Origin of the sequence: Cupriavidus sp. CuC1 (genome assembly GCF_044627735.1) — a bacterium.
GTDB classification, from domain to species: domain Bacteria; phylum Pseudomonadota; class Gammaproteobacteria; order Burkholderiales; family Burkholderiaceae; genus Cupriavidus; species Cupriavidus ulmosensis.
The window spans coordinates 1-25,340 of record NZ_JBIUHC010000031.1 but is presented as its reverse complement, the minus strand read 5'-3'; the positions used below and the strand labels follow the sequence as shown (position 1 = coordinate 25,340).

Sequence of the window (25,340 nt, the reverse complement as noted above, 5' to 3'; positions counted from 1 at the left end):
GCAATACGGGGGCGAACCGGTAATTCGCCCGTGGCATGGGCGCGCGCTGTGTGGAGCGCGCGGGTGGTCAGGCAAAGCCACTCATGCCAAGGGCGGCGCTCGGGCCGTCGCGCGAAGAACTCCCGGGGGCCGATAAGCATTCCGCTGTAACACTGGCCGCGCGAAGCCAAGCTGTCTGAGGTGAGGCAGAAAGGCAAACGGTACGTGCGGTATCGCATTGGTGTTGCCGAGATCCGCGCAGACCAGGCAGCACAGGGAATCGCTGAGGCTCTCGTGGCCGCCGGGGGCGTCCTTATTCGGGGACGTTTGATCGTCTATGGAGACGACGGGGATCCCGCCTGCACTGCAGATCGTGTGATCGATCACTCCCTCGGCGGATTGCCCGTGGGCCATCATCGGCCATGGCGTGTGCAGCGCCATGCCGAGCAACGCGAGCCACAAGACAATCCGATGTGCGAATGACATTTGGTGCCGAGAAAATGGGTGGCTGATTATAGGGACGCGCGGCTGCCAAGGCCGCCCCTTTCAGTTTCATTCGGTTCGATACGGGTGGGACACAGCGTCGCACCTAGCGACGCCGGGGCCGGTATGTGCGCCCGCCGGTAACTCAAATCTCCCGTGGCCTTTGTCATTTTGAGTCTACGCCGGGATTTCTCTGCACTTTGTACGCTACGCCACTATCCCAACGCGCTCGGGATGGCGCCCGCCGGCCCTTATCAGAATTTATACTTGCCCCGCGTGCAGCGCGCGACCGCTGCCCGGGCAGAACATCATCGTGTTGACGGCGCGCGCATCTGCCAAGTGCTGAAGTCGCTCACCGACACGAGAAGCAACCCGCCGGCGCGAGGTTTCCCAAGGCATTGGGCCAGGAGCAACATGATGAAGTAGGATCAGTGCGGGGCACGTGTATTTGAGCGAGTACAATCGGCGCGCTCGCGCTTGGGCGGAGTGACAATCCCAAACAAAAACCCCAGATAGCCTTGGCCGGCGTCAAAAAAGTGAACTTCAAGTCCCCCAATCTTTTCGTGGCCAGCAGCGTCGCGCTTGCTGTTGCCATCGCCGCCATCGGAGGCTGTGCGCTCTTTGAAATGCGTCAGGACGCGTTTGCACGCGCACAAGAGGGGGCCGCCAATCTCTCGCTGATCCTGGAGCACGATATCGCCCGCAATCTGGAAATCTATGAGCTGTCGATGCACTCGGTGATCGACGGCGTCAAGGATCCCGAGATTCTCCGGTTGCCTCCCGCCATCCGCCAGCTAGTGTTGTTTGACCGCTCCACGACCGCAACGGACGTGGGCTCCCTGCTGGTGACGGACGAGCAAGGCCAACTCGTGCTCGACTCCCGCTCGACCCCTGCGCGTCCCGTCAATCTCGCTGACCGGGATTACTTCAAGGTGCATCGCGATTCGGCCACTGCAGGGCTGTATCTCAGCCAGCCGTTCCAGCCTCGCATGACGGACGGTGGCCAGTCGATCGGCCTTAGCCGAAGGTTGTCGCACGCCGACGGCAGCTTTGCCGGCATCGTCGTCGGCACGCTGCGCATCCACTATTTCAGGCGGCTCTTCGAGGGGACGAAGCTTGGCCCGGGGGGCACCATCACGCTGCTGCGGGACGATGGCATCGTTCTCATGCGCCGCCCGGACAACCCAGGCACCATTGGGCAGAGCATTGCCAGCAGCCCGTCCTTCGCTCCGCTTACTCAAGCCTCGCAAGGATCCTATGTCGGCATTGCCGCACTGGATGGCACTGAACGGCTATATGACTTCCGCCACATTACCGGCTTCCCGCTGATGGTTGTCGTTGGCCTGTCGACTGACGACGTTTACGCGGAATGGCGCAAAAGGGCGTGGCTGCTTGGCGGGCTGATCCTCGCCCTCGACATCATGCTCATCGCCCTCTCGGTGCTGATTGCCCAGCAGTTCAGACGCCGGCTGGCGATGGAAGAACATCTGCGGCTCATGGTCAACACGGACGGCCTGACCGGTGTCGGCAGCCGGCGCGCCCTGGATGAAGCCGCCGACATCGAATGGCGCCGGGCATGGCGCAACCAGCAAACCTTGTCCCTGCTCATGATCGATGTCGATCATTTCAAGAGCTTCAACGACCGCTACGGGCACGCGGGCGGCGACGACGCGCTGGCCGCGGTCGCCCGCTGCATTGCCGACAATATCCGCAGGCCTGGCGACTATGCCGCCCGCTATGGCGGCGAGGAATTCGCCGTGCTGCTGCCCAACACAGGCGTGGAAGGTGCCATCGCCGTGGCCGAGAAGATTCGCTCGGCAGTCGAGAGCTTGGCGATCCCAAATGCGGGGAGCGCCAACCAGGTACTCACAGTCAGCATCGGTGTGGCTATCGCAGAGGGCCGCGCACGTTTCGCAAGCCTGCGGGTCTTCTTCAATGCAAGTGACGAAGCGCTATACGAGGCGAAGGCGTCCGGGCGCAACCGGGTGGCCATCGCCGCGGACGAAGGGCAAAGGAGCCAGGCCCAAAGCGTGGCCCAGGCGGGCTAGAGGCAACCCGCCCCTTCAGTGCGCTTGTTGCAGCCGGCGCAGCAAGCGCCGCCCGGCATCGACCACGCCCGGATCGGCTGTCATCTGGTACCGCACGATCATGCCTTCCACGCAAAGCATCGCCTCTTCAGCGATGGCCTCGGGCTCCGGCAGGCCAAGCCGCCTGGCCAGCGAACCGATAAAGGCCGCCAGCTCCGCCTTGTGTGCCACGGATTGCGCCACCTGGGTGCCCTCGCCGGAGGCGCCCGCCTCCGCCACCGCATTGATAAACGCGCAGCCACGAAAATCCCCGCCGGTGAACCAGTCGGCCAGCGCGTCCGCGATCACCTCCAAGCCAGGGCCGGCGGTGAAACGCGCTTCCACGTCCTGCTCGAACCAGCCCATCCAGCTCTCGTGGCGCCGGTCGAGGAAGGCCGCGATCAACTCGTTCTTGGACGCGAAATGCCGGTACAAGGACATCTTGGCCACGCCGGACTCGGCGATGATCTTGTCGATGCCGGTCGCGCGCAGCCCATCCTGGTAGAACAGGCGGGCCGCGGTATCCAGGATGCGCTCGCGGGCGGAAGGCGTGGCCATGGCTGAAGTGTTCCTTGCTGCGAAAAGTGGGGGGATTATCCCTGATCGGGCCGAGTGGCTTAAAGGCCTAGATCGCTCAGGCTGGCGTGATCGTCCGGCCGGCGCCCCAGGGGCCAGAAGAATTTGCGGTCGGCCTCCTTGATCGGTGCATCGTTGATGCACGCAAAGCGGCGCTGCATCAGGCCGGCCTCGTTGAACTCCCAGTTCTCGTTGCCGTAGGAGCGATACCAGTTACCCGAATCGTCATGCCACTCGTACGCGAACCGCACCGCGATGCGGTTGTCTTCGAAGGCCCACAGTTCCTTGATCAGGCGATAGTCCAGCTCCTTTTGCCACTTGCGCGCCAGAAAGCCGACGATGGCCTCGCGCCCGTTCACGAACTCCGCGCGGTTGCGCCAGGCGCTGTCGACGGTGTAGGCCAGCGCCACGCGCTCGGGGTCGCGGCTGTTCCAGCCATCTTCGGCGCCGCGCACCTTCTGGATGGCGGTTTCACGGGTGAACGGGGGCACGGGCGGACGGATTTCGGGGTTGGACGACATCGACTTCTCCTGGCTGCGACAGAACGGGATTCAAAAGGGTGGCCTGTAGCGCGTTTGGCAAACAGCAAATGATACAGACCTGTCTGCATTATTTTCGTAGACAGATCTGTCTGTCAAGGCGAAATTTGCAGGTATGAAAAAGCCGGCAATCTGCCGGCCTGGAATCCCTCAACAGCGCCCAGCAAGCGCTCAGCGCGGGCGCCGCATGCGGAACAGCGCCTCGGGCCCGATCTCGAAGTAGTCGGCCGGGCCGCCGCCGCGCAGGATCGGCCGGGCTGCGGCTGTGTCATAGATGCCGTCCTTCAGGAGCGCCTTGTCCACATGCACGCCGACCACCTCGCCCAGCACCAGCCAGGTCGGCACCTTGTGGCCATCGACGCCTTCGAGCTGGACCAGCTGGGTGAGCTTGCATTCGAACGAGACCGGGCTTTGCGCCACGCGCGGCACCGCGACCCTGCGCGAGGCCACCGGGGTGAGCCCGGCTAGCTCGAACTCGTCGACCTCCGGCGGCACGGCCGCGCAGCTCGCGTTCATGGCGTCGGCCAGCGGCCGCGTGGCCAGGTTCCAGCAGAACTCACGGGTCTGCTCGATATTGCGCACGCTGTCCTTGTAGCCAATGCTGGAAAAACCCACGATGGGCGGCGTGTAGTTGAAGGCGTTGAAGAAGCTATAGGGCGCGAGATTGACTATCCCGTCGCTGCCGCGCGAGGAGATCCAGCCGATCGGGCGCGGCCCGACGATGGCGTTGAAGGGATCATGCGGCAGGCCATGCCCGTTGGCGGGCTCGTAGAAATAGGGTTCGGCGGACACGTTGCAGACACTCGGCAAGAGAGCGTTGAAGACCGGGGGCGGCTGCTTATTGCAAGCGTTTTTGCGCGCTTGCCGCCCCCTCCATACGGAGTCGTCGGGTAGGCACACAGCCGGCCCGGACAAGCTGTTTGCGATGCTACCAGTTGTCACCCGGACGCGTTCGCCGCCCCGTTATCGCGTACCCGAACCAGCGGCGGATTCGTCATAGGATTCCTGCGCCAGCAGCACCAGGTCGGCGATGGCCTTGCCGCCCGCCGAGATGTGCGCGCGCATCGCCGCGGCAGCCGCGTCCCCGTTGCCGTCGAGCACGGCTGCCACGATCACGCCGTGTTCCTGGAAGGAACCCGGCACGCGAGCAGGATTGATCAGCCCGCGATGGCGCCAGTAGATCGACAGGCGCCGGCGCAGCATGCGGATCTGATCAGCCAGGTATGGGTTGGCGCAGGCGTGGTAGAGCACATCGTGGAAGTCGCGATTGGATGCCACATAGCCAGGGTGGTCGCCCGCCTCCACATAGGCCCGCCCGTGCTCGAATGCCGACGCCAGCGCCGCCCTGCCGGGCTCGCTGATGCGCTGCGTGGCCAGCCGTGCCACCACGCCCTCCATCTCAGCCAGCGTTTCGAACATCGCCACCAGCTCGGCCACGCTCGCCTTGTGCACGAAGATCCCGGCGCGCGGGGCAATCGTCACCAGCCCTTGGGCCGCCAGCGTCAGCAAGGCTTCGCGCACCGGCGTGCGGGAACTGTCGAACTGCTCCGCCAGCGCGCGCTCGTCCAGCTGCGAACCCGGCTTCAGCTTGCCGGCGTGGATCTCTTCCTCAATGGCCTCCCGGATCCTGTCCTGGAGCGATTGCACGGGTAAACCTCGATTTGACGACTCTTTGGGCATATCTAAAATCAATTTCAATATATCTAAACATCAATCTTATATGCAAAAACAAGGCGAACCCCGGCTCAGCATCGATAAAAACGTCGCAACGATCACTTTCGAGCGGCCCGAGATGGCTAATCGGCTCAGTCCGCATGATTTGCAGGTACTGCGCGAGCATATCAACTCTGTCAACGCGATGGAGGACGTTTTGGTGCTGCGCTTCACCGGCGCCGGCAAGTACTTCTGCAGCGGCTACGACATCAGCTCGCTCGGCAACGCGGATACCGCGGGGGCGCCGGAGTTTGGCGAACTGATCGACCTGATCGAAGCCGCGCGCCCCATCACCATCGCGGCGGTCAACGGCGGCGTGTATGGCGGCGCCACGGACCTCTGCCTGGCCTGCGACTTCCGCGTGGGCGTGCCTCACTGCGACATGTTCATGCCGGCAGCAAGGCTCGGGCTGCATTTCTACCGGGGCGGGCTGGAACGCTATGTGAGCCGGCTGGGCGTGGATACGGCCAAGCGGCTTTTCCTGACGGCCGCCCGGCTCGATGCCGACGAGATGCTGAAGGTGGGCTTCCTGACCGAGATCGTCACCGCCGACGCGCTGGCGCCGCGGGTGGAAGCGCTTAGCGCCACGCTCGCGGGCATGGCGCCGATTGCCCTGCTGGGCATGAAACAAGCGCTGAACCAGATCGCGCGCGGCGCGCTGGACACGGCCGCGCTGGAACGCGAGATCGCGCGAGCCGGAGCATCGGCGGATCTGCGCGAAGGCGCCGCGGCGTGGCGCGAGAAACGCCCTGCGGTATTCACCGGCAGGTAAGTACGGCAGAGCCGGCGCGGCAGCACATAGAACGCAAAAACAAAACCTGGAGACAACGATGATCAAGCGGCACCCAACCCTGCTGTTCCTGCTCGCGTCAGCATCCACGCTGGCCGGCCCCGCGCTGGCGACGGACGCCTTCCCGATCAAGCCGATCCGCGTGGTGATCGGCTTCCCCGCCGGCGGCGGCGCCGACAATGTCGCGCGGCTGTATGGCGACGCGCTGTCGAAGGAACTCGGGCAGCCCGTCATCGTGGACAACAAGCCCGGCGCCGGCACCACCATTGCCGCCGACACCGTGGCCAAGGCGCCGGCCGATGGCTACACGCTGTATATCGCCACCGCCAGCGTGATGGGCAGCGACAAGGTGCTCTACAAGAACATCCGCTACGAGCCCACGGACTTTGCGCCCATTACGCGGCTGACCGTCTCGCCGCTGCTGCTCGCGGCCAACAAGGAATCCGGCATCACCAGCGTCGCCAGCCTGCTGGCAAAAGCCCGCCAGCATCCCGGCGCGCTCAATTACTCGTCCTCCGGCAACGGCGTGATCACGCACCTGGCTGGTGTGCAGTTCACCAAGCTGGCCGACGTGCAGCTCACCCACGTGCCCTACAAGGGAGGCGCGCCGTCCGCGCAGGCGGTGGCCGCCGGCGACGCGCAGCTCACCTTTGCCACGCCGGCTTCCGTGCAGGCCATGATCGATACCGGCAAGGTGGTCGGCATTGCTGTCACCTCCGCCAAGCGCTCGTCGGTGCTGCCGAACTATCCGACCATCGCCGAAGCCGGCATCAAGGGCTACGACGTAACCAACTGGTATGGGCTGTTTGCCCCGGCGCAAACGCCACCGGCCGTGATCGAGAAGCTCTTTGCCGCATCGGCCAAGGCCCTCGCCAGGCCGGACCTGCGGGCCCGGCTGGCGAGCCGCGGCGAGGAAGTCTCGCCGTCGGCGTCGCCCGCGGAATTCAAGCAGTTTGCGCAACGTGAAGGCAAGACGGTCACGGAGCTGACCCTGAGCAGCGGCGCCAAGATCGACTGAGCCACGGCGCGCGCTGCCCTCTCACCCGCTGTATCCGGGCTCGCCCGGTCCCGAATGATTTAGAGGATTTCCATGAATCGCATTGCCGCAGACCTCCCGCTCGCGGGCCTTACCGTGGTGGACCTGACCCGTGTGCTCGCCGGCCCCTACTGCACCATGATGCTGGCCGACCTTGGCGCGCGCGTGATCAAGATCGAGAACCCCGAAGGCGGTGACGACTCCCGGCACGTGGGCCCCTTCGTGGATGGGGAGTCGGCGTACTTCGCCTCCGTCAACCGCAACAAGGAATCCATCGCGCTGGACCTGAAATCCCCGCGCGACCGCGAAGTGCTGGCGGCGATGATCGCGGGCGCGGACGTGCTGGTGGAGAACTTCCGCGCCGGCGTGATGGAAAAGCTCGGCTTTACCTGGGAGGCCCTGCACGCGGCCAACCCGCGCCTGGTCTATGCGTCGATCTCCGGCTTTGGCCAGACCGGCCCTTACCGAGACCGGCCCGCCTACGACATGGTGGTGCAGGCCATGGGCGGGCTGATGAGCGTGACCGGCCAGACCGGCGGCGCCCCGGTGCGGGTCGGCGTGTCCATCGGCGACCTGGGCGCCGGGCTGTACGCCGCCATCGGCATCCAGTCCGCGCTGCTCAAGCGCAGCCGCACCGGGCTGGGCGAGCGCGTCGATATCGGCATGCTCGACTGCCAGGTCGCGCTGCTGGAGAACGCCATCGCGCGGCACTCCGCCACGGGCGCGGTGCCAGCGCCGCTGGGCACGCGCCATCCCTCCATCACGCCGTTCGATATGTTCAAGACCGCCGACGGCTTTATCGTCATCGCGGCGGGCAACGACACCCTGTTCCAGAAACTCTGCGCCGCGCTCGGCCAGCCGGACCTGGCAGCCGACCCGCGCTTTGCCACCGTGGTGGCGCGCAACCAGCATCACGCCGAGCTCAAGGCAAGCCTGGAAGCGCGCCTGGCCGACGCGGACAGTGCCGCGTGGTCAGACACGCTGGAGCGTGCGGGCGTGCCGCACGGCCCGCTGCAAAGCGTGGCCGACATCGTCGAGGACCCGCACGTGCAAGCGCGCGGCATGCTGCTGCAAGCCAGCATCGGCGAGGGCCGCCCGATCACCCTGGCCGGCAATCCGATCAAGATCGGCAACCAGGCAGGCGCGAGCAGCTTCCAGCGCTCCCCAAGGCTGGACGAGCATCGCGCGCGGCTGCTGGAGGAGTTCGGCCAGCACGCCAGTGTTGGCTAACGTTGACTGAAGCAGGCCCAAGCATGCCGCCGGCAGGCAAGACCGGTTAAGCTTGCCCCACCGCAACCACGCCGCTTGCCATGACCAAGCCGACTACGGAGCAGAGCGGACCCGACGCGGCGCTGGCCGCTGAGCCGCATACCGGGCTGGAAGCCGGACTGACGGCGGCCATCGCGCAGCTGAACCAGGGCAACATCGACGCGGCCGCCGGTTATGCGGCCACGCTGATGGGGCGCTATCCGGCGCATCCCGCCGTTTGCCAGCTGAGCGCGCAGATTGCCCTGCAGCGCGGCGATGCCGCGTTGGCGCGGCGCCATATCGCGCAGGGACTCGCACTGCGCCCGGACCACCTGCCCTCGCTCCTGATAGCCGGCCGGGCGGCGCTGGCCGATGGCGCGCCGGCAGAGGCGCTGCCGCATCTGCTGCGCGCCTGCGCGCTCAGCGGCAATGCCTTGGAGCCAAGCTATCTCGCCTGCGTCGCCAGGTTGCGCAGCGGCACACCCGATGCCGTGGCGGAACTGGGCCTGCTGATCCAGCGAGCACCGGGTTTTGCACCGGCGTGGATCGAACTGGCGCAGACGATGCGCGAAGGCGGCGAACAGCAAGCCGCGCTGGCGGCGCTGGACCGCGCCATTGCGCTGGACGGCAACATCGCGCGCGCGCATTTCCAGCGGGGCAAAGTGCTGCATGCGCTCGGGCGCAAGGCCGAGGCCGCCGGCGCCTTCGGCGGGGCCGTGGCGCTGGAGCCGCGCAGCCGGGAGGCGCGCCTGAACCTGGCCATCGCGCAGCAGGAGCTGCGCGACCTGCCCGCCGCGCAAGCCACGCTGGAAGCCCTGCTCGGCGCGCATCCGCAGGACTACGACGGCTGGATCCAGCTCGGACTGGTGCGGCAAGACCGGCGCGACCTGCGGGGCGCGCAGGCCGCCTTGCGCAGTGCGCTGGCCTGCCGTCCGGACGCCGCGCCGGCGGCGGTCAACCTCGGCATCGTGCTGCAGGAAGACGGCCAGCCCGACGCGGCCCTTGCCGCCTATGCCCACGCCTACCGCGTTGCGCCAGACACCTTCGGCCGCATCGCGCAAGCGCTGTGCTCGGGACCGCACGGCCGGCTATGGGCCGACCTCGGCGCCCTGCGCGCCCTGCTGGCCAGCCGCGGCAGCCTCGGCAGCCTCGGCAGCAATCAGGACTGACCACCCCGCTCGCGCGGCGCGCGAAAGCGCTTGCGATACACGCCGGGCGTGGTCAGCACCTCCGCCGCCAGCTTCTCGTAGCGTCCGGCCCCCTCTGCGTCGATCGTGCCGAAGGACAGCTCGAACTCCGTTCGCGGCACCGGGCAGCACTGCGCAACTGGCGTGCCTTTGGCCAGGACGCCGTCGAACTCCGCATCGGTCCATAGCGCCGGGAAATTGATGCCCACGTCATGGAAGCGGTCCGCGTCGACCAGCCCGCTCAGCGTGCGGAACGGCAGATCCCAGCGGTTGGCCGGATGCATCGCCAGCAGCGACCAGCCCGGCGGCAGCTCGATGGTCCAGAAGCTGTTGAATTTCAGGGCAACGGTATCCGAATGCAGTAGCGTGCCGCCCAGTTGCTCCGGCACGTGAAAGCTCAGCGGCGCGCGCGGATGGCCGTCGATGCCCGGCTCTGGCAAGTCCCAATCCCAGGAGAACACGCCCCGCTCCACGCGCACATCGCATGGCAGCAGGATCACAAAGCCGTGGGTCATGGCATCGATGAACGGCGGGCATTGCTTGATGGTGCGGATGTCCCGGCCGTGCAGGGGCGAGAACGCCTTGGGGCGCATCGCCCGCACCCAGTCCGGCAGCGCCTGCTGGGCAGGCTGCGGGCGCGGCAGGCATTCCTGCAACAGCGGATCGCAACGAAAAGTTACTTGCATGGCGTAGCCAGGTGGAGGCGGTTGATGGGCCGGAGCGGCCATGCAGTGTAGGGGCGAAGAGACGAATACGTCTAGTTGCCGCGCCCGCCGGCGGAACCCTTACCAAATGTCCGGGCAGTCGTGACAAATCGGGCGGCGTTCACACAATCGCCGCTCTGGTAGTTGCCTTCCTGCCCGCGCCCAGCCACAATCCGCGCTTTTCCAAACGCCCCGCCAGCCGCCAGCGCAACCCGTCACTCATATTCATTTCCCAATGTCAGCCATGTTCGCGCCGTTATGAACGAATGCTGCCCCTCCCTTAGTCTTGCGCCATGTCGGACCAGCAGCGCCAGCACGGAGTGGCGAGCAACCGGCCGACAGCGGCGTACCGGGCTACATGCAGTGCCGAGCGCGACACAAATATGTGCGCAGCGGCCCGCATGACGGCCTCGGCAACGACAACGAAAAAGCGAGACAGCCTGGGTATGAGCGACGTAGCCGCCGCCCCAGCGCACCACAAAGGAGACACTCCGCCATGCTTGAACAGCCGTTCCCCGGCCGTGCCACCGCTCCCGGCACCGACGCGATCGAGGCCAAGGCCATCGACGCCATCGAATCCATCGAAGTCAATGGCTTCCTAGACCGGTACTTCCAGATCAGCGCGCGCGGCAGCACCGGGCGCCGCGAGGCGCTGGCCGGCGTCACCACCTTCATGGCCATGGTGTATTCCGTGTTCGTGGTGCCGGGCATGCTCGGCAAGGCGGGCTTCGATACCAGCGCCGTGTTCGTCGCAACCTGCCTGACCGCGGCCTTCGGCTCCTTGCTGATGGGCATGTGGGCCAAGCTGCCCATCGCCATTGGCTGCGCGATCTCGCTGACCGCCTTCACCGCTTTCGGGCTGGTGCTCGGGCAGGGGCTCTCCCCCGCCGTGGCGCTGGGCGCGATCTTCCTGATGGGCGTGGTCTTCACCGCGATTTCCGTGACCGGCGTGCGCTCCTGGATCCTGCGCAACCTGCCTGCGGGCGTGGCGCACGGCACAGGCATCGGCATCGGCCTGTTCCTGCTGCTGATTGCCTCCAACGAAGTGGGCCTGGTGATCAAGAACCCGGGCGCCGGCCTGCCGGTCGCGCTGGGCAAGATCACGGCCTTCCCGGTGGTGATGTCGGTCCTCGGCCTGGCCGCGATCTTCGGCCTGGAACGGCGCCGGGTGCCGGGCGGCATCCTGCTGGTGATCGTCGCCATCTCCGCGCTGGGGCTGGCTCTCGATCCCGCCGTGAAGTTCTCTGGCGTGTTTGCGCTGCCCGCGCTGAGCGCGCCGGGCCATGCCTCGCTGATCGGTGCGATGGACATCAAGGGCGCGCTGTCGCTGACGGTGCTGCCCAGCGTGCTGGCACTGGTGATGACGGCCGTGTTCGACGCCACCGGCACCATTCGCGCCGTCGCAGGTCAAGCCGGCCAGCTCGATGCGAAAGGCCAGATCCCCAACGGCGGCCGTGCCCTGACCACGGACTCGCTCAGCTCGATCTTCTCGGCCTTCTTCGGTGGCGCGCCCGCCGCGGCATACATCGAATCGAGCGTTGGCGTGGCGGCCGGCGCCAAGACCGGCCTGGCCGCGGTGGTAGTAGGCCTGCTCTTCCTGGCAGTGATCTTCTTCTCGCCGCTGGCCGGGCTGGTGCCTTCGTACGCGACGGCACCTGCCCTGATGTACGTGGGCCTCCTGATGCTGAGCAGCGTCAGCAAGCTGCACATGGACGATATGGTCGACGCCATGGCCGGCCTGGTCTGCGCGGTCTTTATCGTGCTGACCTGCAATATCGTCACCGGCATCATGCTGGGCTTCTGCACCCTGGTGATCGGCCGCATCGTGGCCGGTGAATACCGCAAGCTGAACGTGGGCACCGTGGCGATTGCGCTGGCGCTGGCCGTGTTCTACGGCGGCGGCTGGGCGATCTGAAGCTTGACGGCCGCGGCACTGCCCGCGGCCAAGGATGCACCGCGCGGGCTGACAGGCCGCGCGGTGCATCCACGCTAGCGGGTACTGAAAGCCAGCGCAACGATGACACTGGCTTTTTTGCGAAGCGGGCAATCACCCGTCCCGCTTCTTTTTTTGGCCTCAGGCTGCTGCGCGCCGTTGCGGCCTTGATGCTGGCACCGCGCTCGCCACCCCCTGCAGCCCCTGCTCCAGGTCGGCAATCAAATCCTCCGACGCTTCCAGCCCGACATGCAGGCGGATCACCGGCTCGGCGCCACGCCAGTACGAGTGTTCCGCCAGGCGCTCCGGCGCGGCCACCTGCACCAGGCTTTCATAGCCGCCCCACGAAGCCCCCAGCCCGAACAAGCTTAGCGCATCCACCAGCTTGCGCGCCGCCGCCACGTCGGCGGCGGGCAGCGCGAACGAGACCAGCCCGTTGGCGCCCGAGAAATCCCGCAGCCACAGCGCGTGGCCCGGATCCGAGGGCAAGGCCGGATAGAACACCCGCCCTACCGCCTCATGCGCTTCCAGGAACTGCGCCACCGCCAAGGCATTGCGCTGGTGCTGGGCCAGCCGCACGGCCAGCGTGCGGATGCCGCGCAGCGCCAGGTAGGCATCGTCCGCGCTGATAGCCAGGCCGAAGCCATCGTAGGCGTCGGCAATGCGGCGCGCCAGCGCCTCGTCCTTGACCACCACCGCGCCCTGCATCAGGTCGGAATGGCCGCTGATGTACTTGGTCGATGCCAGGATCGATACGTCCACGCCGAGCGCCAGCGGCTGCAGCACGTGGCCGGAAGCCCACGTATTGTCAGTGGCCACCACCACGCCATGGCGGTGCGCGATCTGCGCAAGGCGCGGCAGGTCCAGCACCTCGTACAACAGAGAGCTGGGCGACTCCAGGTAGAGCAAGCGCGTGTTCGGGCGGATCAGCGCTTGCACATCGTCCCGGCTGGGCGAAAAGTAGCTGACCTCGATGCCCAGGCGGCGCAACAGCGTTTGCTCCAGCCTGCGCACCGGCGCGTAGACGCTGTCCACCACCAGCGCATGGTCTCCCGGCGACAGCAGCCCCAGGAAGGTCAGCGAGATCGCTGCCAGCCCCGAGGGCGCCAGGAAGGTGCGGTTGCCGCCTTCGAGCCCGGCAATCGCGTCTTCCAGCGCGCGGTGCGTATCCATGCCCTGGCGGCCATAGGAGCTGACACGCTCGCCGCGCGCATGGCGCGCGCGGACATCGTCATAGGCGTCCGAGTTCTCGAAGCGCACGGTGCTGGTGCGCACCACCGGCACATTGACCGGGCCGTGGCCCTGGACAAAGGGCGGCGTGCCGGCGTGGATCAGTTGGGTATCGCGATGATGGCTCATGGTTCCTGGATAGGGTGATTGGCTTGGGCCGCGCTCAAACGGCGAAGCGCAGCTTGTCGAAGGAGAAGACGAAGGGATCGGCCTGCGCGCGCGGTGCCGCGCCCAGCGAGCGGTTGAGGAAGGCGCGCGTGCGCTCGCTCTGCGGCGCGCTGAAGATGCGGCGGGCCGGGCCATGCTCGACAATCCGCCCGCCCTCGGTGAAATAAACCTCGTCGCTGATCTCCTCGGCAAAGCGCATCTCATGCGTCACCAGCAGGCAGGTCAGCCCCTCCTCGACCAGGTCGCCGATCACGGTCAGCACCTCGCCCACCGTCTCCGGGTCCAGCGCGGAGGTCACCTCGTCGAACAGGATCAGCTCGGGCTCCATCGCCAGCGCGCGGGCAATCGCCACGCGCTGCTGCTGGCCCCCGGAGAGCTCGCCCGGATACGCGCCCGCCTTGTCGGCCAGACGAACCTTGCGCAACAGCTCGATGGCGGTGGCCTCCGCCTGGGCGCGGCCACGGCCCAGTACGCGCAACGGCGCGATGGTGAGGTTCTGCAGCACCGTCAGGTGCGGAAACAGGTTGTACTGCTGGAAGACAAAGCCCACGCGCTTGCGCAGCGCAATGCGCTCGGCCTCGCTGCGCAGCTCGCGCACCGAGACGCCGCCAACAGTGACCGTGCCTTGCTGCGGCTCCAGCAGGCCGGTGATGCAGCGCAGGATGGTGGACTTGCCCGAGCCGGACGGGCCGATGATGGACACCGCCTGCCCGCGCCGCACTTCCAGGTCGATGCCCTTGAGCACCGGGTTGCCGCCGAAGGCAAGGTGCACATCCTTGAGCGCTACCAGCGGCGCGGCCGCCGTGGGGACCGCGGACAATACGGGTCCGCCGCTATGTTCAGGCAACAGCATATTTTTGTTCCAGGAAACGGGTGAAGCGCGAAATCGGGTAGCACCAGGCAAAGAACATCGCCAGCACGGTGAAATAGATCAGCACCGTAAACGCGGTCTGGTTGACGGTATTGCTGGCGATCTGCGCGGTATCGAGCAAGTCGTGCACGCCCACCAGCGAGGCCAGCGCGGTGCCCATGGTCAGCGTCGCGTACAGGTTCATCCACGGCGGCAGCATGCGCCGCACGCACTGCGCAACGATGATCAGCCGCAGGATCTGCCAGCGCGAGAACGCCATCGAGCTGGCCGCCTCCCACTGCGTGAGCGGGATCGACTGCACGGCTCCGCGCAGCACCTCGGCCACATTGGCACTAGCCGGCAGCGCCAGCCCAACCACCACCTTGAACCAGTCGGGGAATGGCACGATATGGCTGCCGATATTCACCTCGAACGGGAAGACGTAGGTGGAGAAATAGATCAGCACCAGCCACGGCGCATTGCGGAACACCTGCACATACAGATGCGCCGGGCGCGACAGCAACGCCACCGGCGACAACCGCAGCGCGCCGACCAGCAGCCCGCCGACCGTGCCCAGCACAATCGCCAGCAAGCTCACGCCAATATTGACCAGGAAGCCGCGCACCAGCGCCGGCGACCATTGCCAGGCGCTGGCCAGTGCCCGCGCCAGGTCCGGATGGCGGGTAGCGGCGAACGCCACCGCCACCAGCGGCAGGAGCCATAGCAGCCCCGAGTAACGGCCGGCACGCGACCAAGCCGGCGCCGCCGGGAAAGCGGGATCAGTAGAATCAGCGCTCGCCATAGCCGGGCATCCTCAGTCGAAGTTCCAGCCAGCTGCCCGCCTGGCTGACCACCCAGGTCAGCAGGCCGAAGAACAGCAGCAACAGCACCATCAGTTCCAGCACGTTGTCGCGCTGGGTCCAGATCATGATGGAGGCGTAGGTGATATCGCCCACCGCAATCGCGGACGCCACCGCCGTGGCCTTGACCAGCTCCACGGAGTTGTTGACCAGGGCCGGCAGGGCGAAGCGCACCGCCAGCGGCAACTGCACGCGCCACAGCAATGTGCGGCGATCGAAGCCGAGCGACGCCGCCGCTTCCAGCGTGACCTTGGGCACGGCCTCGATGCCGGCGCGCAAGGCTTCGGCATGAAACACGCCCTTGTGCAGCGACAGCACCACCACCACCCAGAGGAACGGCGTGAGCGGATTGGTCCGCTGCGCGTCCTGCAAGGCATGGGTGATCAGCATGTTCAAGACCAGGAAGGCGCAATACAGCTGCACCAGCGTGGGCGTGTTGCGCGTGACTTCCACAAAGGCGCGCGTGGCACCGGCCAGCACCGGGCTGCGCGAGGTCAGCAACGCCGCCATCCCCACCCCCGCAACCAGGCTGCCGGAGAGCGTGCATAGCACCAGCTGGATGGTCACCCAGGCACCATGCACGAATGCGCTGCGGTCATAGGCATCGGCGAGGAACGCATAGTTCAAGCCGATGCGGTGCGCCGCATCGATCCACCAGGCAATCGCTGCTTCCATCAGGAACGGCCGCCCTTGAACTTGTCGTGCAGCTCGGTGAGCGCCGGCGACGGCGGCAGGATGCCAGCCTTCTTCTCGGTGGCAACCAGCCAGCCGCTGCGGTGCCAGTTCTGCACGATGCGGTCGACCGCCTGGATGGTGTCCTGCTCGCCCTTGCGGGTCCAGATCACGGTCGGCGCCGGGTTCAGTTCCGGCAGCACGATGCGGTAGTTCTGCCATTCCGGGTTGCCGCGCACCAGCGGCTGCAGCAGCGTGTTGTCGTGCACGGCGCCAGCGCAGTTGTCGCCGCGCAGCGCCAGCAGCGATTCCGCCGAGCCCTTGAAGCCCTTCGGGATGGCGCCGTATTCCACCTGCACCGGCCGCGTATAGCTGCTGCCCTGCGAGATGCACACCGTCTTGCCCTTCAAGTCTTCCCAGCGGCGGATATCGCTTTGCTTGGGCACGATCACGGCGCCGCCCACGCGGTAGTAAGGCGTGGGCACGTGGCCCAGTTGCTCGCCGCGCTCGGCGTTGTATTCCATCGCCGCGATCAGCACGTCGACCTTGCCCTGCTGCAGGAACTGCACGCGGTTGGACGGCTGCACCTGCACCGTTTCCAGCTCCACATTGAGTTGCCTGGCCAGGTCCTGCGCCAGGTCCGCGTTGAAGCCGACGGGCTTCTGCGTGGCGGGATCGATCGAGCCAAAGGCGCTGCCGGACAGCATGATGCCGACCACGATCTTGCCACGCTGGCGGATCTTGTCGAGCGTGGCGTCGGCCTGCGCGGCGCCGGCAAAGAAGGTACCGGCCAGCATGGCGGCAGCGAAGACGAGAGGACGCGGGGAGCGCAGCGAAAGAGTGCGGGTCATGGTGTGTTCGAGTTCTTATTGGCTAAGTCGCGGTTTGTGTGATGCAGTCGACAAACTGTACGCAAGCGCCGACGGGCAGGGAACGAATAAAAGAGCCGATCGTTATGCGATCTCCGTTGCCCCGCGGCAGCACAGCGTGGCCGCATATCCATGCGCGGAAAGATTCGTTGGCGGCGTGGGCCACGCTTTCTAAGCTTTGCGCTCGATTCGCCTCCGGCAACACCGTCATGCAACGTCGCACCCTGCTCCGCACCCTCCTCTGCCTGCCCGTCGCCGCCGCCGCGGCTGCCATCGCGGGCGTACCCTTTTACAGCCATGCCACGGAGGCCACGCAGACCCAGACCTTCCCCGCGCGTCCCGTGCGCATCGTGGTGCCGGTGGCACCCGGTGGCAGCGCCGACAAGCTCGCGCGCACGCTGGCCCTCAAGCTCAGCGAGAAATGGGGCCAGCCCGTGGTGGTGGAAAACGTAGTGGGCGCCAGCGGCACCATGGGCGCCGCGCAGGTGGCGCGGGCCAGGCCGGACGGCTACACCTTGCTGCTGGGCGGCGAAGGCGTGACGCTGAACGCCTCGCTGTTCAAGACGCTGCCGTACGATACGAGCCACGCGTTTCGCGGTGTCAGCAAGGCTGTGGTGAATCCGCAGATCCTGGTCGCCAGGCCGGATCTTGGCGTGCGCAACCTGCAGGACTACATCGCGCTGGCACGCAAGAAGCCTGGCGAGGTCACGCTTGGCCTGCCGGGCAATGGCGGCATTGCCCACGTGGCCCATGAAATGCTATCTCGCCAGACCGGCATCAAGGTCAACTACATTCCCTACGCCGGGGGCGCGCCCGCCACGGTGGACCTGCTTGGCGGGCACATCGACGCCACGCTGATCACGCTCGCGGCGGTGACCGATTACGTGCGCTCCGGCCGGCTGACCGCGCTGGCGGTTACCACGCCTTATCGCTCGAAGGCGCTGCCGCAGGTGCCGACCATGGCGGAGGCTGGCGCTACCGGTTTTGCCGTAGAGAGTTGGCAGGGGCTGATTGCGCCTGCGGCTACGCCGACGGTCGTGGTGGATCGCATTAGTCGCGATGTAGCGGCTGTGCTCAATGTGCCGGCCACGCGTAGCCAGCTGGAGGATGCTGGCTATGTGGTGGTGGGGTCTTCGGCGCAGGAGCTGGATGCTACGTTGTCGCGGGATTTGCCGAAGTATGCTTTGGTCATTGCGGCTTCGGGGATATCGTTGCGGTGAGGGGCTTTGGGTTGGGTTGGCTCAACTGCAACTGCAACTGCAACTGCAACTGCAACTGCAACTGCAACTGCTTAACGTCAAGGTCAAAAGCAACTGCAGTTTCACCACCCCTGCGGGGCGGCGACCTACTTTTTTGTCTTGCCGCTTGCCAAAAAAGTAGGCAAAAAAGCGCGCCGGATGGGGCGACACCCCCTCGGGATTTCACGAAAAGAGCGGCCGGGACCCAAACTCGCATCGCCTTGAGGATACTCAGACATGGGTCCCTCTTTTCCGCTCTTTTCGTGAAATCCCGAGGCGCCCCATACGGCCTTGGCACACCTTGACGGCTCGCTTCGCATCGCGCTTGGGTGTTCCCCGCCTGGGGGCGCTTCACACGGCTACACAGAACCTGGATTTGGCGGTTGCGCTGTTGCTTGCGAATCCGTTCGCTTCCCGCTGGTTGGCTCCCCTCTCCCACTTGTGGGAGAGGGGCCGGGGGAGAGGGCGGGCGCTCGCCGAAGCGATGCCCTTGCGCCTACTGCTGCCTGTAATCCACCAGCCGAACCGGCAAGTCCCCATCGCGCTTGAGCTGATCCACCAGGCCGATTTCCCAGTTCAGGTAGGCGTGCATCTCTGACTTCCGGCGGCCTTCGTCCTCGTAAGCGTAGGCGCTGTACCACGCGTCTTCGTCACCGGTAAGCACTCTCGCTGCCGCGGCAGCGCCGGCCTCGGCGGATTCCGCTGGCAAGCCGAGTGCTTGCCAGCGTGCGTTGCCGCCTAGCAGTGCGCGCACGTCGCGCTGGCTGGTGCGACGCAATTCTGCAGCGACGGATTGCGCCAGCACGCCATCGGAAGACGTCACCACGATGATGTCGTCGGCACCCGCATGCTCCAGCGCCAGCGATACCTTCTCCGGCGTAGCGAACCATGCACCGGGCACATGTGCGCGTCGGAATGCCAGGCTGCTATCCACGTCCACCACCGTGACCCCGCCCTGCGTTTGCTGCGCTTTGAGCGATGCGGCTTCGATCCACGGCGCTTCCACTTCGGAGGCGCGCAGCACGCGCACGGGCTCCGGGCCGGATTCGCGCGGTGCCAGCGGTGCCGGACGGAACAGATAGACCTCGTGGCCGCTGAACTGGGCCAGCCAGGCTGCCGTGATCTGTGCGCGCACGCCGTCCCAGTCAGCCAGCACGATGCGGGCACGGCGGATGCCGGCGTAGGCGTCGGTGGCTTGCACCAGCTGGCCGCCGGGGGCGCTGCGCCAGCCCGGCAGGTGGCCTGCGGCGTATTCCTCGGGCGAGCGGACATCGAAGCGGTACAGCGTGCGTTCGCTCGCCTGCTGCGCGAAGGCGGCTAGCTGCGCCGCATCGATATGTTGCACGCCGGCGCGCTGCGCCACGCGGGCAGCGCGTTCACTCGCGGCGGCCTGGGAGGTTTCGCCGGGCTGCGGCGCGAAATGGGTCTGGCCGTGGTCGAGCTGGTAGCCGGCCAGCAGCCATGCCATGGTCCCGTCCTTGAGCGACACCACGCGATTGGGAATGCCGGCGTTGATCAGCGTCTGCGCGCCCACGATGCTGCGCGTACGGCCGGCGCAATTGACCACCACCAGCGTCTCGGGATCGGGTGCGATCTCGCCGATGCGGTAGACCAGCTCCGCGCCCGGGCAGTCTAGCGCGCCGGGAATGCTCATGTTCTGGAACTCGGTGAAGGGGCGGCTGTCCACCACCACCACGTTGTCGCCGCGCTCCTGGTGCAGCTTGAGCGCCTCGGCGGTGATCCACGGGGTCTGCAGCTCGTGCTCGATCACTTCGCCGAAGGCTTTGCTGGGCACGTTGGTGCCGCTGAAGATTTCATAGCCGGCGGCCTGCCAAGCACGCGTGCCGCCTTCCAGCACGGATACGTTGGTATAGCCAACGCGCAGCAGCTTGGCGGCGGCAGCGTGGGCGATATCCTCAACCAGATCCGTCACCACGATGCGCGTGGTGCGGCGCGGCACCAGCCGGTCGATCGTGGTCTCGAGCCGGCCCAGCGGCGCGGGCGCGGCGAACAGCAGGTGCTCGCGCGCGAAGGCGCCCTCCTCCCGCGCGTCCAGCACGGCCAGTTCCTCCCCCTCGGCAATGGCGCGCTTGAGCGCGGCCGGGCTCACCAGCGGATGGCGAATCAGCGCCGGTGCGGCAAAGGTCCGGTAGCTGTATTGCGTGCCACCCTCGGGCGCGGGGTCGAACTTTACGCGCTCGGTCAGGCGAGCCAGCGTGAGGCCGTAGAAGTGCAGGTGCAGGCCAGGTGTGTCGCCGATCAGCTCGATGGTGTGCACATCGGTGGGCGACAGCGTAATGGCATTGCCCGCCTGTACGTCGAGCTGGCGCAGCGGCTCCAGCGTGTCGAGCCCGGGCTTGCTGCCCTGGCTGCGGTGAAAGATCACGTTGCGCTCAACACCGCGCACGCCGGCAATCACCGCCCAGGTGGTGTGGTCGTGCGGGGGCTGCGCCTTGCCCGGCAGGCCGGCGGAGGCGAACAAGGCGAAGCGGCCGTCCGGGTCTTCCGCCAGCCGGTAGATCGCGGCGGGCCGGGCCGCATCCACGGGGAAATGCGCCGGCGGGAACAGATGCGCCTGGCCGGCCAGCGCCACCAGTTCGTCGGCGATCGCGGCCAGCGGCGTCTTGTCGGCGGCGTGCCCGCCTGCGATCTCGCGAGCACGGGCGATGAAGGCGGCCACCGCTGCGGCGCGGGCGCCGCTCACGTGGCTGGCAGCGGCGGGGTCGGCGTCGGCCAAGGTCTGGGACAGGTCGGTAATGGTCATGGCGAGAAGCTCTTGAAAATTCTGGGCAAGTTGGAGCCTAAAAGAAGTTGCGCCGGGCGCTAACGAATCAGATCGCAGATCGTTATGCCGTGCCTGGCGCGGGCATCATGCCGCAGCCGCCACGGGCTTCCGCTCGCGGGCAAAGGCCACCAGCCGCTCCACGCCCTGCGCGCATTCCTCGGCACCGGCCACCAGCGCAATGCGGACATGGCCCGCGCCGGGGTTGTGGTCATTCACCGTGCGCGCCAGGAAGGTCCCCGGGACCACGGCAAGGTTCTGCTCGGCCAGCAGCTCGCGCGTGAAGGCCACGTCGTCCAGCCCGCTGGCGCGGATGTCGAGCCAGGCAAAGAAGCCCGCCTGCGGCTGCAGCAGGCGGGCTACCTGCTGCAGCCGTGGAATGGCAAAAGCAAATTTCTCACGGTACAAGCGGCGGTTTTCCACCACGTGCGCCTCGTCCTGCCAGGCCGCGATGCTGGCGCCCTGCACTGCCGGGCTCAGCACGCCGCCGGAATAGCTGCGGTACAGGCGCAGGCACTCCAGCACATCGGCGTCGCCTGCCACAAAGCCGGAGCGCAGGCCGGGCGCGTTGGAGCGCTTGGACAAGCTGGCCACGGCCAGGATGCGCTGGCGGTCCCGGCCGAGCGCGCGGGCCGCGGCCAGCACGCCCAGCGGCGGCGCGTCCTCATCGAAGTACAGCTCGGAGTAGCACTCGTCGGACACGATATGAAAATCGTGCCGCTCGGCCAGCGCCAGCACGTGCTCCCAGTCGGGCAGCGCGTACACGCGGCCGGAAGGGTTGTCCGGCGAGCACAGGTAGGCCAGCCGCACGCGCGGCCAGATGTGCGCGGGCACCGCATCGAACGCGGCGGCCAGCCCTTGCGCGGGGTCGATGTCGAGGTAATACGGCTCGGCCCCGGCCAGTAGCGCCGCGCCTTCATAGACCTGGTAGCCGGGATTGCTGACCAGCACCACCGGCGCGCCATCCTGCGGCCGGTTGGCGCGCAGCACCGCTTGCGCCAGGCTGAACAACGCATCCTTGGCGCCGTTGACGGGCACGATCTCGCGCGCCGGGTCGAGGCCGTCCACGCCGTGGCGGCGCGCGATCCAGGCGGCGATGGACTCGCGCAGCGCGTCGCTGCCAGCGACCTTGGGATAGCGGCCGATGCTGCCAGCGTGTTCGGCCAGCGCCTCCACGACCAGGCGCGGTGTGGCATGTTGCGGCTCGCCCCAGCTGAAGCTGATCGGCGGCAGGCTGGTACGCAGCGGCGTTTGCGCCGCCAGCGCCTGCAGTTTCTCCGTGGGATAGGGTTGCAGGCGTTCGTGCAGTGGTTGGCTCATGCTGGTTCTCTCATTGGGGTGCGGCGCCTTAGCGATTGCCCGCGCCTTCTGGCTTGTCGTTGCGCGCGATCGTGCTGTCCTGGCTGCCGTTGACATAGCGCTCCCAGGCGGCCACATCGCGCGCGATGCGTCCGCGCGCCTCGGCGCTGCCAAGGAAGATCGCGCGGTTGCCCGGCTTGGCCGTGAACGCCCTCACCTCGGGCTCGGCCTGCGCGCGCGCCAGCGCCTGGCTGATGGCCTGGATGCGCGCCGGCGGCGTGCGGGGCGACACGAAGATGCCGCTCCAGCCGCCGAAATCCGGCTCGCGCACGCCCAACTCCGCCGTGCTCGGCACATTGGGCAGCGCTGCCAGCCGGTGCGAGCCGATCACCAGCAGCGGCTGCAAGCGGCCGTTCCTGACCTGCGGCTCGGCCAGCGCATAGTCGACCATGCCCACTTGCACATGGCCGGCGAGCAGGTCGGAATACAGCGGGCCGGTGCCCTTGTAAGGCACGTGCAGCAGGTTCAGCCCGAAATGCTTGCTGATCTGCTCCACCGACAAATGCGAGATGGAACCCGGCCCCGACGAGCCAAAGGCAATCGGCTCGCCCGATGTACGCGCCCTGGCCTGCAAGGCCTGGAAGGAGCGGATGCCAAGCTCGCCGTTGACGAAGATCACGCCCTGCGACTCCAGCGTGACTGCCACCGGGGCCAGGTCGCGCAAGGGCTTGAGCTCAAGGTGCTTGTTCTGCACGGTGTTGCCGACAATCACCACGTTGTTGGCCTGCAGCAGCGTGTAGCCATCGGCCGCACCGCGCGCCACCGCCTCCGCACCGATCGAGCCCGTCGCGCCCGGCTTGTTCTCGATCACCACCGGCTGGCCGGTGACCTTGCTGAGCGCGCGCGCCAGCACGCGGCCATACAGGTCCGCGCTGCCGCCGGCCGGCCAGGGGATCACGTAGCGGATGGGCTTTGACGGCCATGCGTCGGTCGCCGGGTCTGCGGCGGCAACCGCAGGGCCGGCGGCCAGCGTGGAGAGCAGGAGCGCTGAGAGTGCAAAAAAGGGCTTGCGGAGCATGGTGATTCCCTGGCGGGTGCCGTATGAACTAGCGACCCACTCTAGGAGCCGGCCCCGGGCCACGGCAACGAATCTTTCCGCCGTTGGTAATGCAATGCGTGATGCGCGGCCGCAGGCCTTATGCCGCCTTGTGCCGCCTTGTGCCGCCTTGTGCCGCCTTGTGCCGGAGCAAAACCGAATATGCATCGGCGATATTGTTAGTTCTTCTACGGCCCGGCACTCCGTAGAGTGGAGCACGGCCGCCACCTGCCACGGCATCGCACTCATAAGAGGATTTCCCCCATGACGACCCAAACCAGCCAAACCAGCCAGCAAAACCAGCGTAATGCGGCCATTGCCGCCACCCTCGCCGAGGTCAGCGCACTGACGGCGCACAACGAAGTGGATCGCGCCACGCTCGGGCAGGTAACCACCGCCCTGCAGAAACTGGCCGACCAGAAAGACCTGTTCGGCTTTGCCGACTTCCCGCCGCCGAGCGACGGCACTACCACCTCCACCCGCTACCGCCTGAGCGAGGAAGGCCAGTTGCCGGCGCTCTATCTCAACTCGATCGTGCCGGGGAAGAAGACCATCCCGCACAACCATGACACGTGGGCCGTGATCGTGGCGGTGCAAGGCGATGAGCTCAACCGCGTCTACCGACGCACCGACGACGGCAGCAACCCCGAACACGCCAGCATCGAACTGGAGCGCGAACTGGTGGTTCGCCCGGGCACGCCGATCAGCTTCCTGCCGCAGGACATCCACAGCATCCACGTGGTGGGCGACGCCCCCACGCTGCACTTCCACCTCTATGGCCGGCCGCTCGAAACGCTGACTGGACGCATCGGCGTGGAGCTGGAAACCGGGCGCATCGTCAACTACAACGCCACCCAGTTGAACCGCAGCGAAAAAGCCGCAGCCTGACATTGCGACCAAGACGACGGCCCCAATCCCTTGTTCACGCGGAGCACTCCATGACCCAATCCATCGACGCCGTCACCTTGCGCGGCTGGCTTAACGACGGCCAGCCCCTGGCGCTGTTCGACGTGCGCGAGCACGGCCAATATGGCGAGGGCCATCCCTTCTTCGCCGTGCCCCTGCCCTACAGCCGGCTGGAGCTTGATGTTGCCCGCCTGGCGCCACGCCTGGCCGAGCGCATCGTGCTGTTCGACGACGGCGACGGCGTGGCCGAGCGGGCAGCACAGCGGCTGGCTGACCTGGGCTACGGCAATCTCACGCTGCTGGCGGAGGGCGCTGCGGCGTGGGCCGCGGCCGGCTATACCTTGTTCAGGGGCGTCAACGTGCCATCGAAGACGTTTGGCGAACTGGTCGAGCACCAGCAGCACACGCCGCGCCTGAGCGCTGCCGAGCTAGTGGCGCGCCGCGACAGCGGCGAACCGCTGGTGCTGGTGGATGGCCGCACCTTCGAAGAGCACCAGAAGATGACCATCCCCGGCGCGCACAGCCTGCCCAACGGCGAGCTGGCCCTGCGCCTGGCAGCACTGGTGCCGGATGCGCAGACCACCGTGGTGGTGCACTGCGCCGGCCGCACGCGCAGCATCATCGGCGCGCAGACGCTGCACAACCTTGGCCTGCCCAATCCCGTGCTGGCGCTGGAGAACGGCACGCAGGGCTGGTACCTGGCCGGCCATGCGCTCGAGCACGGCAGCCAGCGCCGCTACCCGCCGGCCCCGGCAGCCAGCGAGCTGGCCGAGGCGCGCGCGCGTTCGGCGCGGCTGCTGCAGCGCGCCGGCCTGCCCGCGCTGTCGGCCGCGCAGGCGCAGCAGTGGCTTGACGACGACAGCCGCACCACCTACTTGCTGGATATCCGCACCGCCGAGGAGTTCGCGCAAGGATCGATCGACGGCGCGCGGCATGCGCCCGGTGGCCAGCTGGTGCAGACCACCGACCAGTACATCGGCGTGCGCGGCAGCCGCGTGATCGTGTTCGACGACGATGGCGTGCGCGCACCGGTGATAGCTAAACATGACGACATAAGTATTGCAGCATGTATGATTGCGTGGTTACTCTAATGGAGAGGCAGCCATGCGCAGACTC

Annotated in this window: 22 protein-coding genes and 1 pseudogene; 9 read left to right on the top strand and 14 right to left on the bottom strand. The window is 66.9% G+C overall.

Going from position 1 to position 25,340, the window contains the following annotated elements; genetic code table 11:
- Positions 1-81 precede the first annotated feature (81 nt).
- Positions 82-465 (bottom strand): DUF2946 family protein, encoded by a 384-nt coding sequence (locus ACGLHR_RS15695; RefSeq protein WP_400095012.1) that lies wholly within the window; start codon positions 463-465, stop codon positions 82-84.
- Positions 466-980: 515 nt separating this feature from the next.
- On the opposite strand from ACGLHR_RS15695, the gene ACGLHR_RS15690 reads away from it, so the two are divergent.
- Positions 981-2,510, top strand: a complete 1,530-nt coding sequence (locus ACGLHR_RS15690) for a diguanylate cyclase (protein ID WP_400095010.1) — start codon at positions 981-983, stop codon at positions 2,508-2,510.
- Between the two features lie 15 nt (positions 2,511-2,525).
- Here the strand turns inward: ACGLHR_RS15690 and ACGLHR_RS15685 are convergent, their stop codons facing one another.
- The 4 genes from ACGLHR_RS15685 to ACGLHR_RS15670 form a co-directional block, all read right to left on the bottom strand.
- Positions 2,526-3,086 (bottom strand): TetR/AcrR family transcriptional regulator, encoded by a 561-nt coding sequence (locus ACGLHR_RS15685; protein WP_400095008.1) that lies wholly within the window; start codon positions 3,084-3,086, stop codon positions 2,526-2,528.
- Positions 3,087-3,145: 59 nt separating this feature from the next.
- The gene (locus tag ACGLHR_RS15680) at positions 3,146-3,625 is read right to left on the bottom strand and encodes a DUF1348 family protein (RefSeq protein WP_400095006.1); all 480 of its coding nucleotides are present in this window, start codon (positions 3,623-3,625) and stop codon (positions 3,146-3,148) included.
- 189 nt (positions 3,626-3,814) lie between these two features.
- Positions 3,815-4,435, bottom strand: a complete 621-nt coding sequence (locus tag ACGLHR_RS15675) for a flavin reductase family protein (RefSeq protein ID WP_318235965.1) — start codon at positions 4,433-4,435, stop codon at positions 3,815-3,817.
- A gap of 171 nt (positions 4,436-4,606) precedes the next feature.
- A complete protein-coding gene (locus ACGLHR_RS15670; RefSeq protein ID WP_400095004.1) occupies positions 4,607-5,290 on the bottom strand; it encodes a GntR family transcriptional regulator in 684 nt (227 codons plus the stop codon).
- A 73-nt stretch (positions 5,291-5,363) separates the two neighbouring features.
- Between ACGLHR_RS15670 and ACGLHR_RS15665 the strand changes: the two genes are divergently transcribed.
- From ACGLHR_RS15665 to ACGLHR_RS15650, 4 genes are all read left to right on the top strand, one after another.
- Positions 5,364-6,128 (top strand): enoyl-CoA hydratase/isomerase family protein, encoded by a 765-nt coding sequence (locus ACGLHR_RS15665; protein ID WP_400095079.1) that lies wholly within the window; start codon positions 5,364-5,366, stop codon positions 6,126-6,128.
- 58 nt (positions 6,129-6,186) lie between these two features.
- Positions 6,187-7,164 carry a Bug family tripartite tricarboxylate transporter substrate binding protein gene (locus ACGLHR_RS15660; protein ID WP_400095002.1) on the top strand — a complete coding sequence of 326 codons (978 nt, stop codon included), beginning with the start codon at positions 6,187-6,189 and terminating at the stop codon, positions 7,162-7,164.
- Between the two features lie 72 nt (positions 7,165-7,236).
- On the top strand, positions 7,237-8,412 hold the full coding sequence (locus ACGLHR_RS15655) for a CaiB/BaiF CoA transferase family protein (RefSeq protein WP_400095001.1): 1,176 nt from the start codon (positions 7,237-7,239) through the stop codon (positions 8,410-8,412).
- Between the two features lie 80 nt (positions 8,413-8,492).
- Positions 8,493-9,599, top strand: a complete 1,107-nt coding sequence (locus ACGLHR_RS15650; RefSeq protein ID WP_400094999.1) for a tetratricopeptide repeat protein — start codon at positions 8,493-8,495, stop codon at positions 9,597-9,599.
- Here the strand turns inward: ACGLHR_RS15650 and ACGLHR_RS15645 are convergent.
- Positions 9,590-10,303 (bottom strand): hypothetical protein, encoded by a 714-nt coding sequence (locus ACGLHR_RS15645; RefSeq protein WP_400094997.1) that lies wholly within the window; start codon positions 10,301-10,303, stop codon positions 9,590-9,592. The genes ACGLHR_RS15650 and ACGLHR_RS15645 overlap by 10 nt on opposite strands.
- 514 nt (positions 10,304-10,817) lie before the next feature.
- On the opposite strand from ACGLHR_RS15645, the gene ACGLHR_RS15640 reads away from it, so the two are divergent.
- Positions 10,818-12,236, top strand: coding sequence for an NCS2 family permease (locus tag ACGLHR_RS15640; protein ID WP_400094995.1), 1,419 nt, complete (start codon positions 10,818-10,820; stop codon positions 12,234-12,236).
- 159 nt (positions 12,237-12,395) lie between these two features.
- On the opposite strand, the gene metC is transcribed toward ACGLHR_RS15640, so the two are convergent.
- The 5 genes from metC to ACGLHR_RS15615 are packed head-to-tail and all read right to left on the bottom strand — an operon-like array spanning position 12,396 to position 16,885.
- Entirely contained in the window at positions 12,396-13,613 is a 1,218-nt protein-coding gene (metC, locus tag ACGLHR_RS15635; RefSeq protein WP_400094993.1) for a cystathionine beta-lyase, read from the bottom strand.
- A gap of 34 nt (positions 13,614-13,647) precedes the next feature.
- A complete protein-coding gene (locus tag ACGLHR_RS15630) occupies positions 13,648-14,505 on the bottom strand; it encodes an amino acid ABC transporter ATP-binding protein (RefSeq protein ID WP_400094991.1) in 858 nt (285 codons plus the stop codon).
- Positions 14,492-15,304, bottom strand: coding sequence for an amino acid ABC transporter permease (locus ACGLHR_RS15625; protein ID WP_400094989.1), 813 nt, complete (start codon positions 15,302-15,304; stop codon positions 14,492-14,494). Before ACGLHR_RS15625 ends, ACGLHR_RS15630 begins: the two co-directional genes overlap by 14 nt.
- Positions 15,291-16,037 (bottom strand): amino acid ABC transporter permease, encoded by a 747-nt coding sequence (locus tag ACGLHR_RS15620; protein WP_400094987.1) that lies wholly within the window; start codon positions 16,035-16,037, stop codon positions 15,291-15,293. The genes ACGLHR_RS15625 and ACGLHR_RS15620 overlap by 14 nt, the downstream gene beginning before the upstream one ends.
- Positions 16,037-16,885 (bottom strand): transporter substrate-binding domain-containing protein, encoded by an 849-nt coding sequence (locus tag ACGLHR_RS15615; RefSeq protein WP_400094985.1) that lies wholly within the window; start codon positions 16,883-16,885, stop codon positions 16,037-16,039. The genes ACGLHR_RS15620 and ACGLHR_RS15615 overlap by 1 nt, the downstream gene beginning before the upstream one ends.
- A gap of 227 nt (positions 16,886-17,112) precedes the next feature.
- Between ACGLHR_RS15615 and ACGLHR_RS15610 the strand changes: the two genes are divergently transcribed.
- Entirely contained in the window at positions 17,113-18,123 is a 1,011-nt protein-coding gene (locus ACGLHR_RS15610) for a tripartite tricarboxylate transporter substrate binding protein (protein ID WP_400094983.1), read from the top strand.
- Positions 18,124-18,637: 514 nt separating this feature from the next.
- On the opposite strand, the gene ACGLHR_RS15605 is transcribed toward ACGLHR_RS15610, so the two are convergent.
- From ACGLHR_RS15605 to ACGLHR_RS15595, 3 genes are all read right to left on the bottom strand, one after another.
- A complete protein-coding gene (locus tag ACGLHR_RS15605; RefSeq protein ID WP_400094981.1) occupies positions 18,638-20,905 on the bottom strand; it encodes a rhodanese-like domain-containing protein in 2,268 nt (755 codons plus the stop codon).
- 105 nt (positions 20,906-21,010) lie between these two features.
- Positions 21,011-22,243, bottom strand: a complete 1,233-nt coding sequence (dapC, locus tag ACGLHR_RS15600) for a succinyldiaminopimelate transaminase (RefSeq protein WP_400094979.1) — start codon at positions 22,241-22,243, stop codon at positions 21,011-21,013.
- A 28-nt stretch (positions 22,244-22,271) separates the two neighbouring features.
- Positions 22,272-23,300 (bottom strand): tripartite tricarboxylate transporter substrate binding protein, encoded by a 1,029-nt coding sequence (locus ACGLHR_RS15595; RefSeq protein ID WP_400094977.1) that lies wholly within the window; start codon positions 23,298-23,300, stop codon positions 22,272-22,274.
- A 282-nt stretch (positions 23,301-23,582) separates the two neighbouring features.
- Between ACGLHR_RS15595 and ACGLHR_RS15590 the strand changes: the two genes are divergently transcribed.
- Positions 23,583-24,206, top strand: coding sequence for a cysteine dioxygenase (locus tag ACGLHR_RS15590; RefSeq protein WP_400094975.1), 624 nt, complete (start codon positions 23,583-23,585; stop codon positions 24,204-24,206).
- A gap of 50 nt (positions 24,207-24,256) precedes the next feature.
- Positions 24,257-25,264: pseudogene (locus ACGLHR_RS15585) on the top strand (rhodanese-like domain-containing protein); the annotation flags it as partial.
- Positions 25,265-25,340: the final 76 nt, after the last annotated feature.

Excerpts from the sequence above, each read along its gene's own strand:
- ACGLHR_RS15695 (WP_400095012.1), bottom strand. The coding sequence starts at position 465 with ATGTCATTCGCACATCGGATTGTCTTGTGGCTCGCGTTGCTCGGCATG.
- ACGLHR_RS15685 (WP_400095008.1), bottom strand. The coding sequence starts at position 3,086 with ATGGCCACGCCTTCCGCCCGCGAGCGCATCCTGGATACCGCGGCCCGC.
- ACGLHR_RS15680 (WP_400095006.1), bottom strand. The coding sequence starts at position 3,625 with ATGTCGTCCAACCCCGAAATCCGTCCGCCCGTGCCCCCGTTCACCCGT.
- ACGLHR_RS15665 (WP_400095079.1), top strand. The coding sequence starts at position 5,364 with ATGCAAAAACAAGGCGAACCCCGGCTCAGCATCGATAAAAACGTCGCA.
- ACGLHR_RS15660 (WP_400095002.1), top strand. The coding sequence starts at position 6,187 with ATGATCAAGCGGCACCCAACCCTGCTGTTCCTGCTCGCGTCAGCATCC.
- ACGLHR_RS15655 (WP_400095001.1), top strand. The coding sequence starts at position 7,237 with ATGAATCGCATTGCCGCAGACCTCCCGCTCGCGGGCCTTACCGTGGTG.
- ACGLHR_RS15650 (WP_400094999.1), top strand. The coding sequence starts at position 8,493 with ATGACCAAGCCGACTACGGAGCAGAGCGGACCCGACGCGGCGCTGGCC.
- ACGLHR_RS15645 (WP_400094997.1), bottom strand. The coding sequence starts at position 10,303 with ATGCAAGTAACTTTTCGTTGCGATCCGCTGTTGCAGGAATGCCTGCCG.
- ACGLHR_RS15640 (WP_400094995.1), top strand. The coding sequence starts at position 10,818 with ATGCTTGAACAGCCGTTCCCCGGCCGTGCCACCGCTCCCGGCACCGAC.
- metC (WP_400094993.1), bottom strand. The coding sequence starts at position 13,613 with ATGAGCCATCATCGCGATACCCAACTGATCCACGCCGGCACGCCGCCC.
- ACGLHR_RS15630 (WP_400094991.1), bottom strand. The coding sequence starts at position 14,505 with ATGCTGTTGCCTGAACATAGCGGCGGACCCGTATTGTCCGCGGTCCCC.
- ACGLHR_RS15625 (WP_400094989.1), bottom strand. The coding sequence starts at position 15,304 with ATGGCGAGCGCTGATTCTACTGATCCCGCTTTCCCGGCGGCGCCGGCT.
- ACGLHR_RS15620 (WP_400094987.1), bottom strand. The coding sequence starts at position 16,037 with ATGGAAGCAGCGATTGCCTGGTGGATCGATGCGGCGCACCGCATCGGC.
- ACGLHR_RS15615 (WP_400094985.1), bottom strand. The coding sequence starts at position 16,885 with ATGACCCGCACTCTTTCGCTGCGCTCCCCGCGTCCTCTCGTCTTCGCT.
- ACGLHR_RS15610 (WP_400094983.1), top strand. The coding sequence starts at position 17,113 with ATGCAACGTCGCACCCTGCTCCGCACCCTCCTCTGCCTGCCCGTCGCC.
- ACGLHR_RS15605 (WP_400094981.1), bottom strand. The coding sequence starts at position 20,905 with ATGACCATTACCGACCTGTCCCAGACCTTGGCCGACGCCGACCCCGCC.
- dapC (WP_400094979.1), bottom strand. The coding sequence starts at position 22,243 with ATGAGCCAACCACTGCACGAACGCCTGCAACCCTATCCCACGGAGAAA.
- ACGLHR_RS15595 (WP_400094977.1), bottom strand. The coding sequence starts at position 23,300 with ATGCTCCGCAAGCCCTTTTTTGCACTCTCAGCGCTCCTGCTCTCCACG.
- ACGLHR_RS15590 (WP_400094975.1), top strand. The coding sequence starts at position 23,583 with ATGACGACCCAAACCAGCCAAACCAGCCAGCAAAACCAGCGTAATGCG.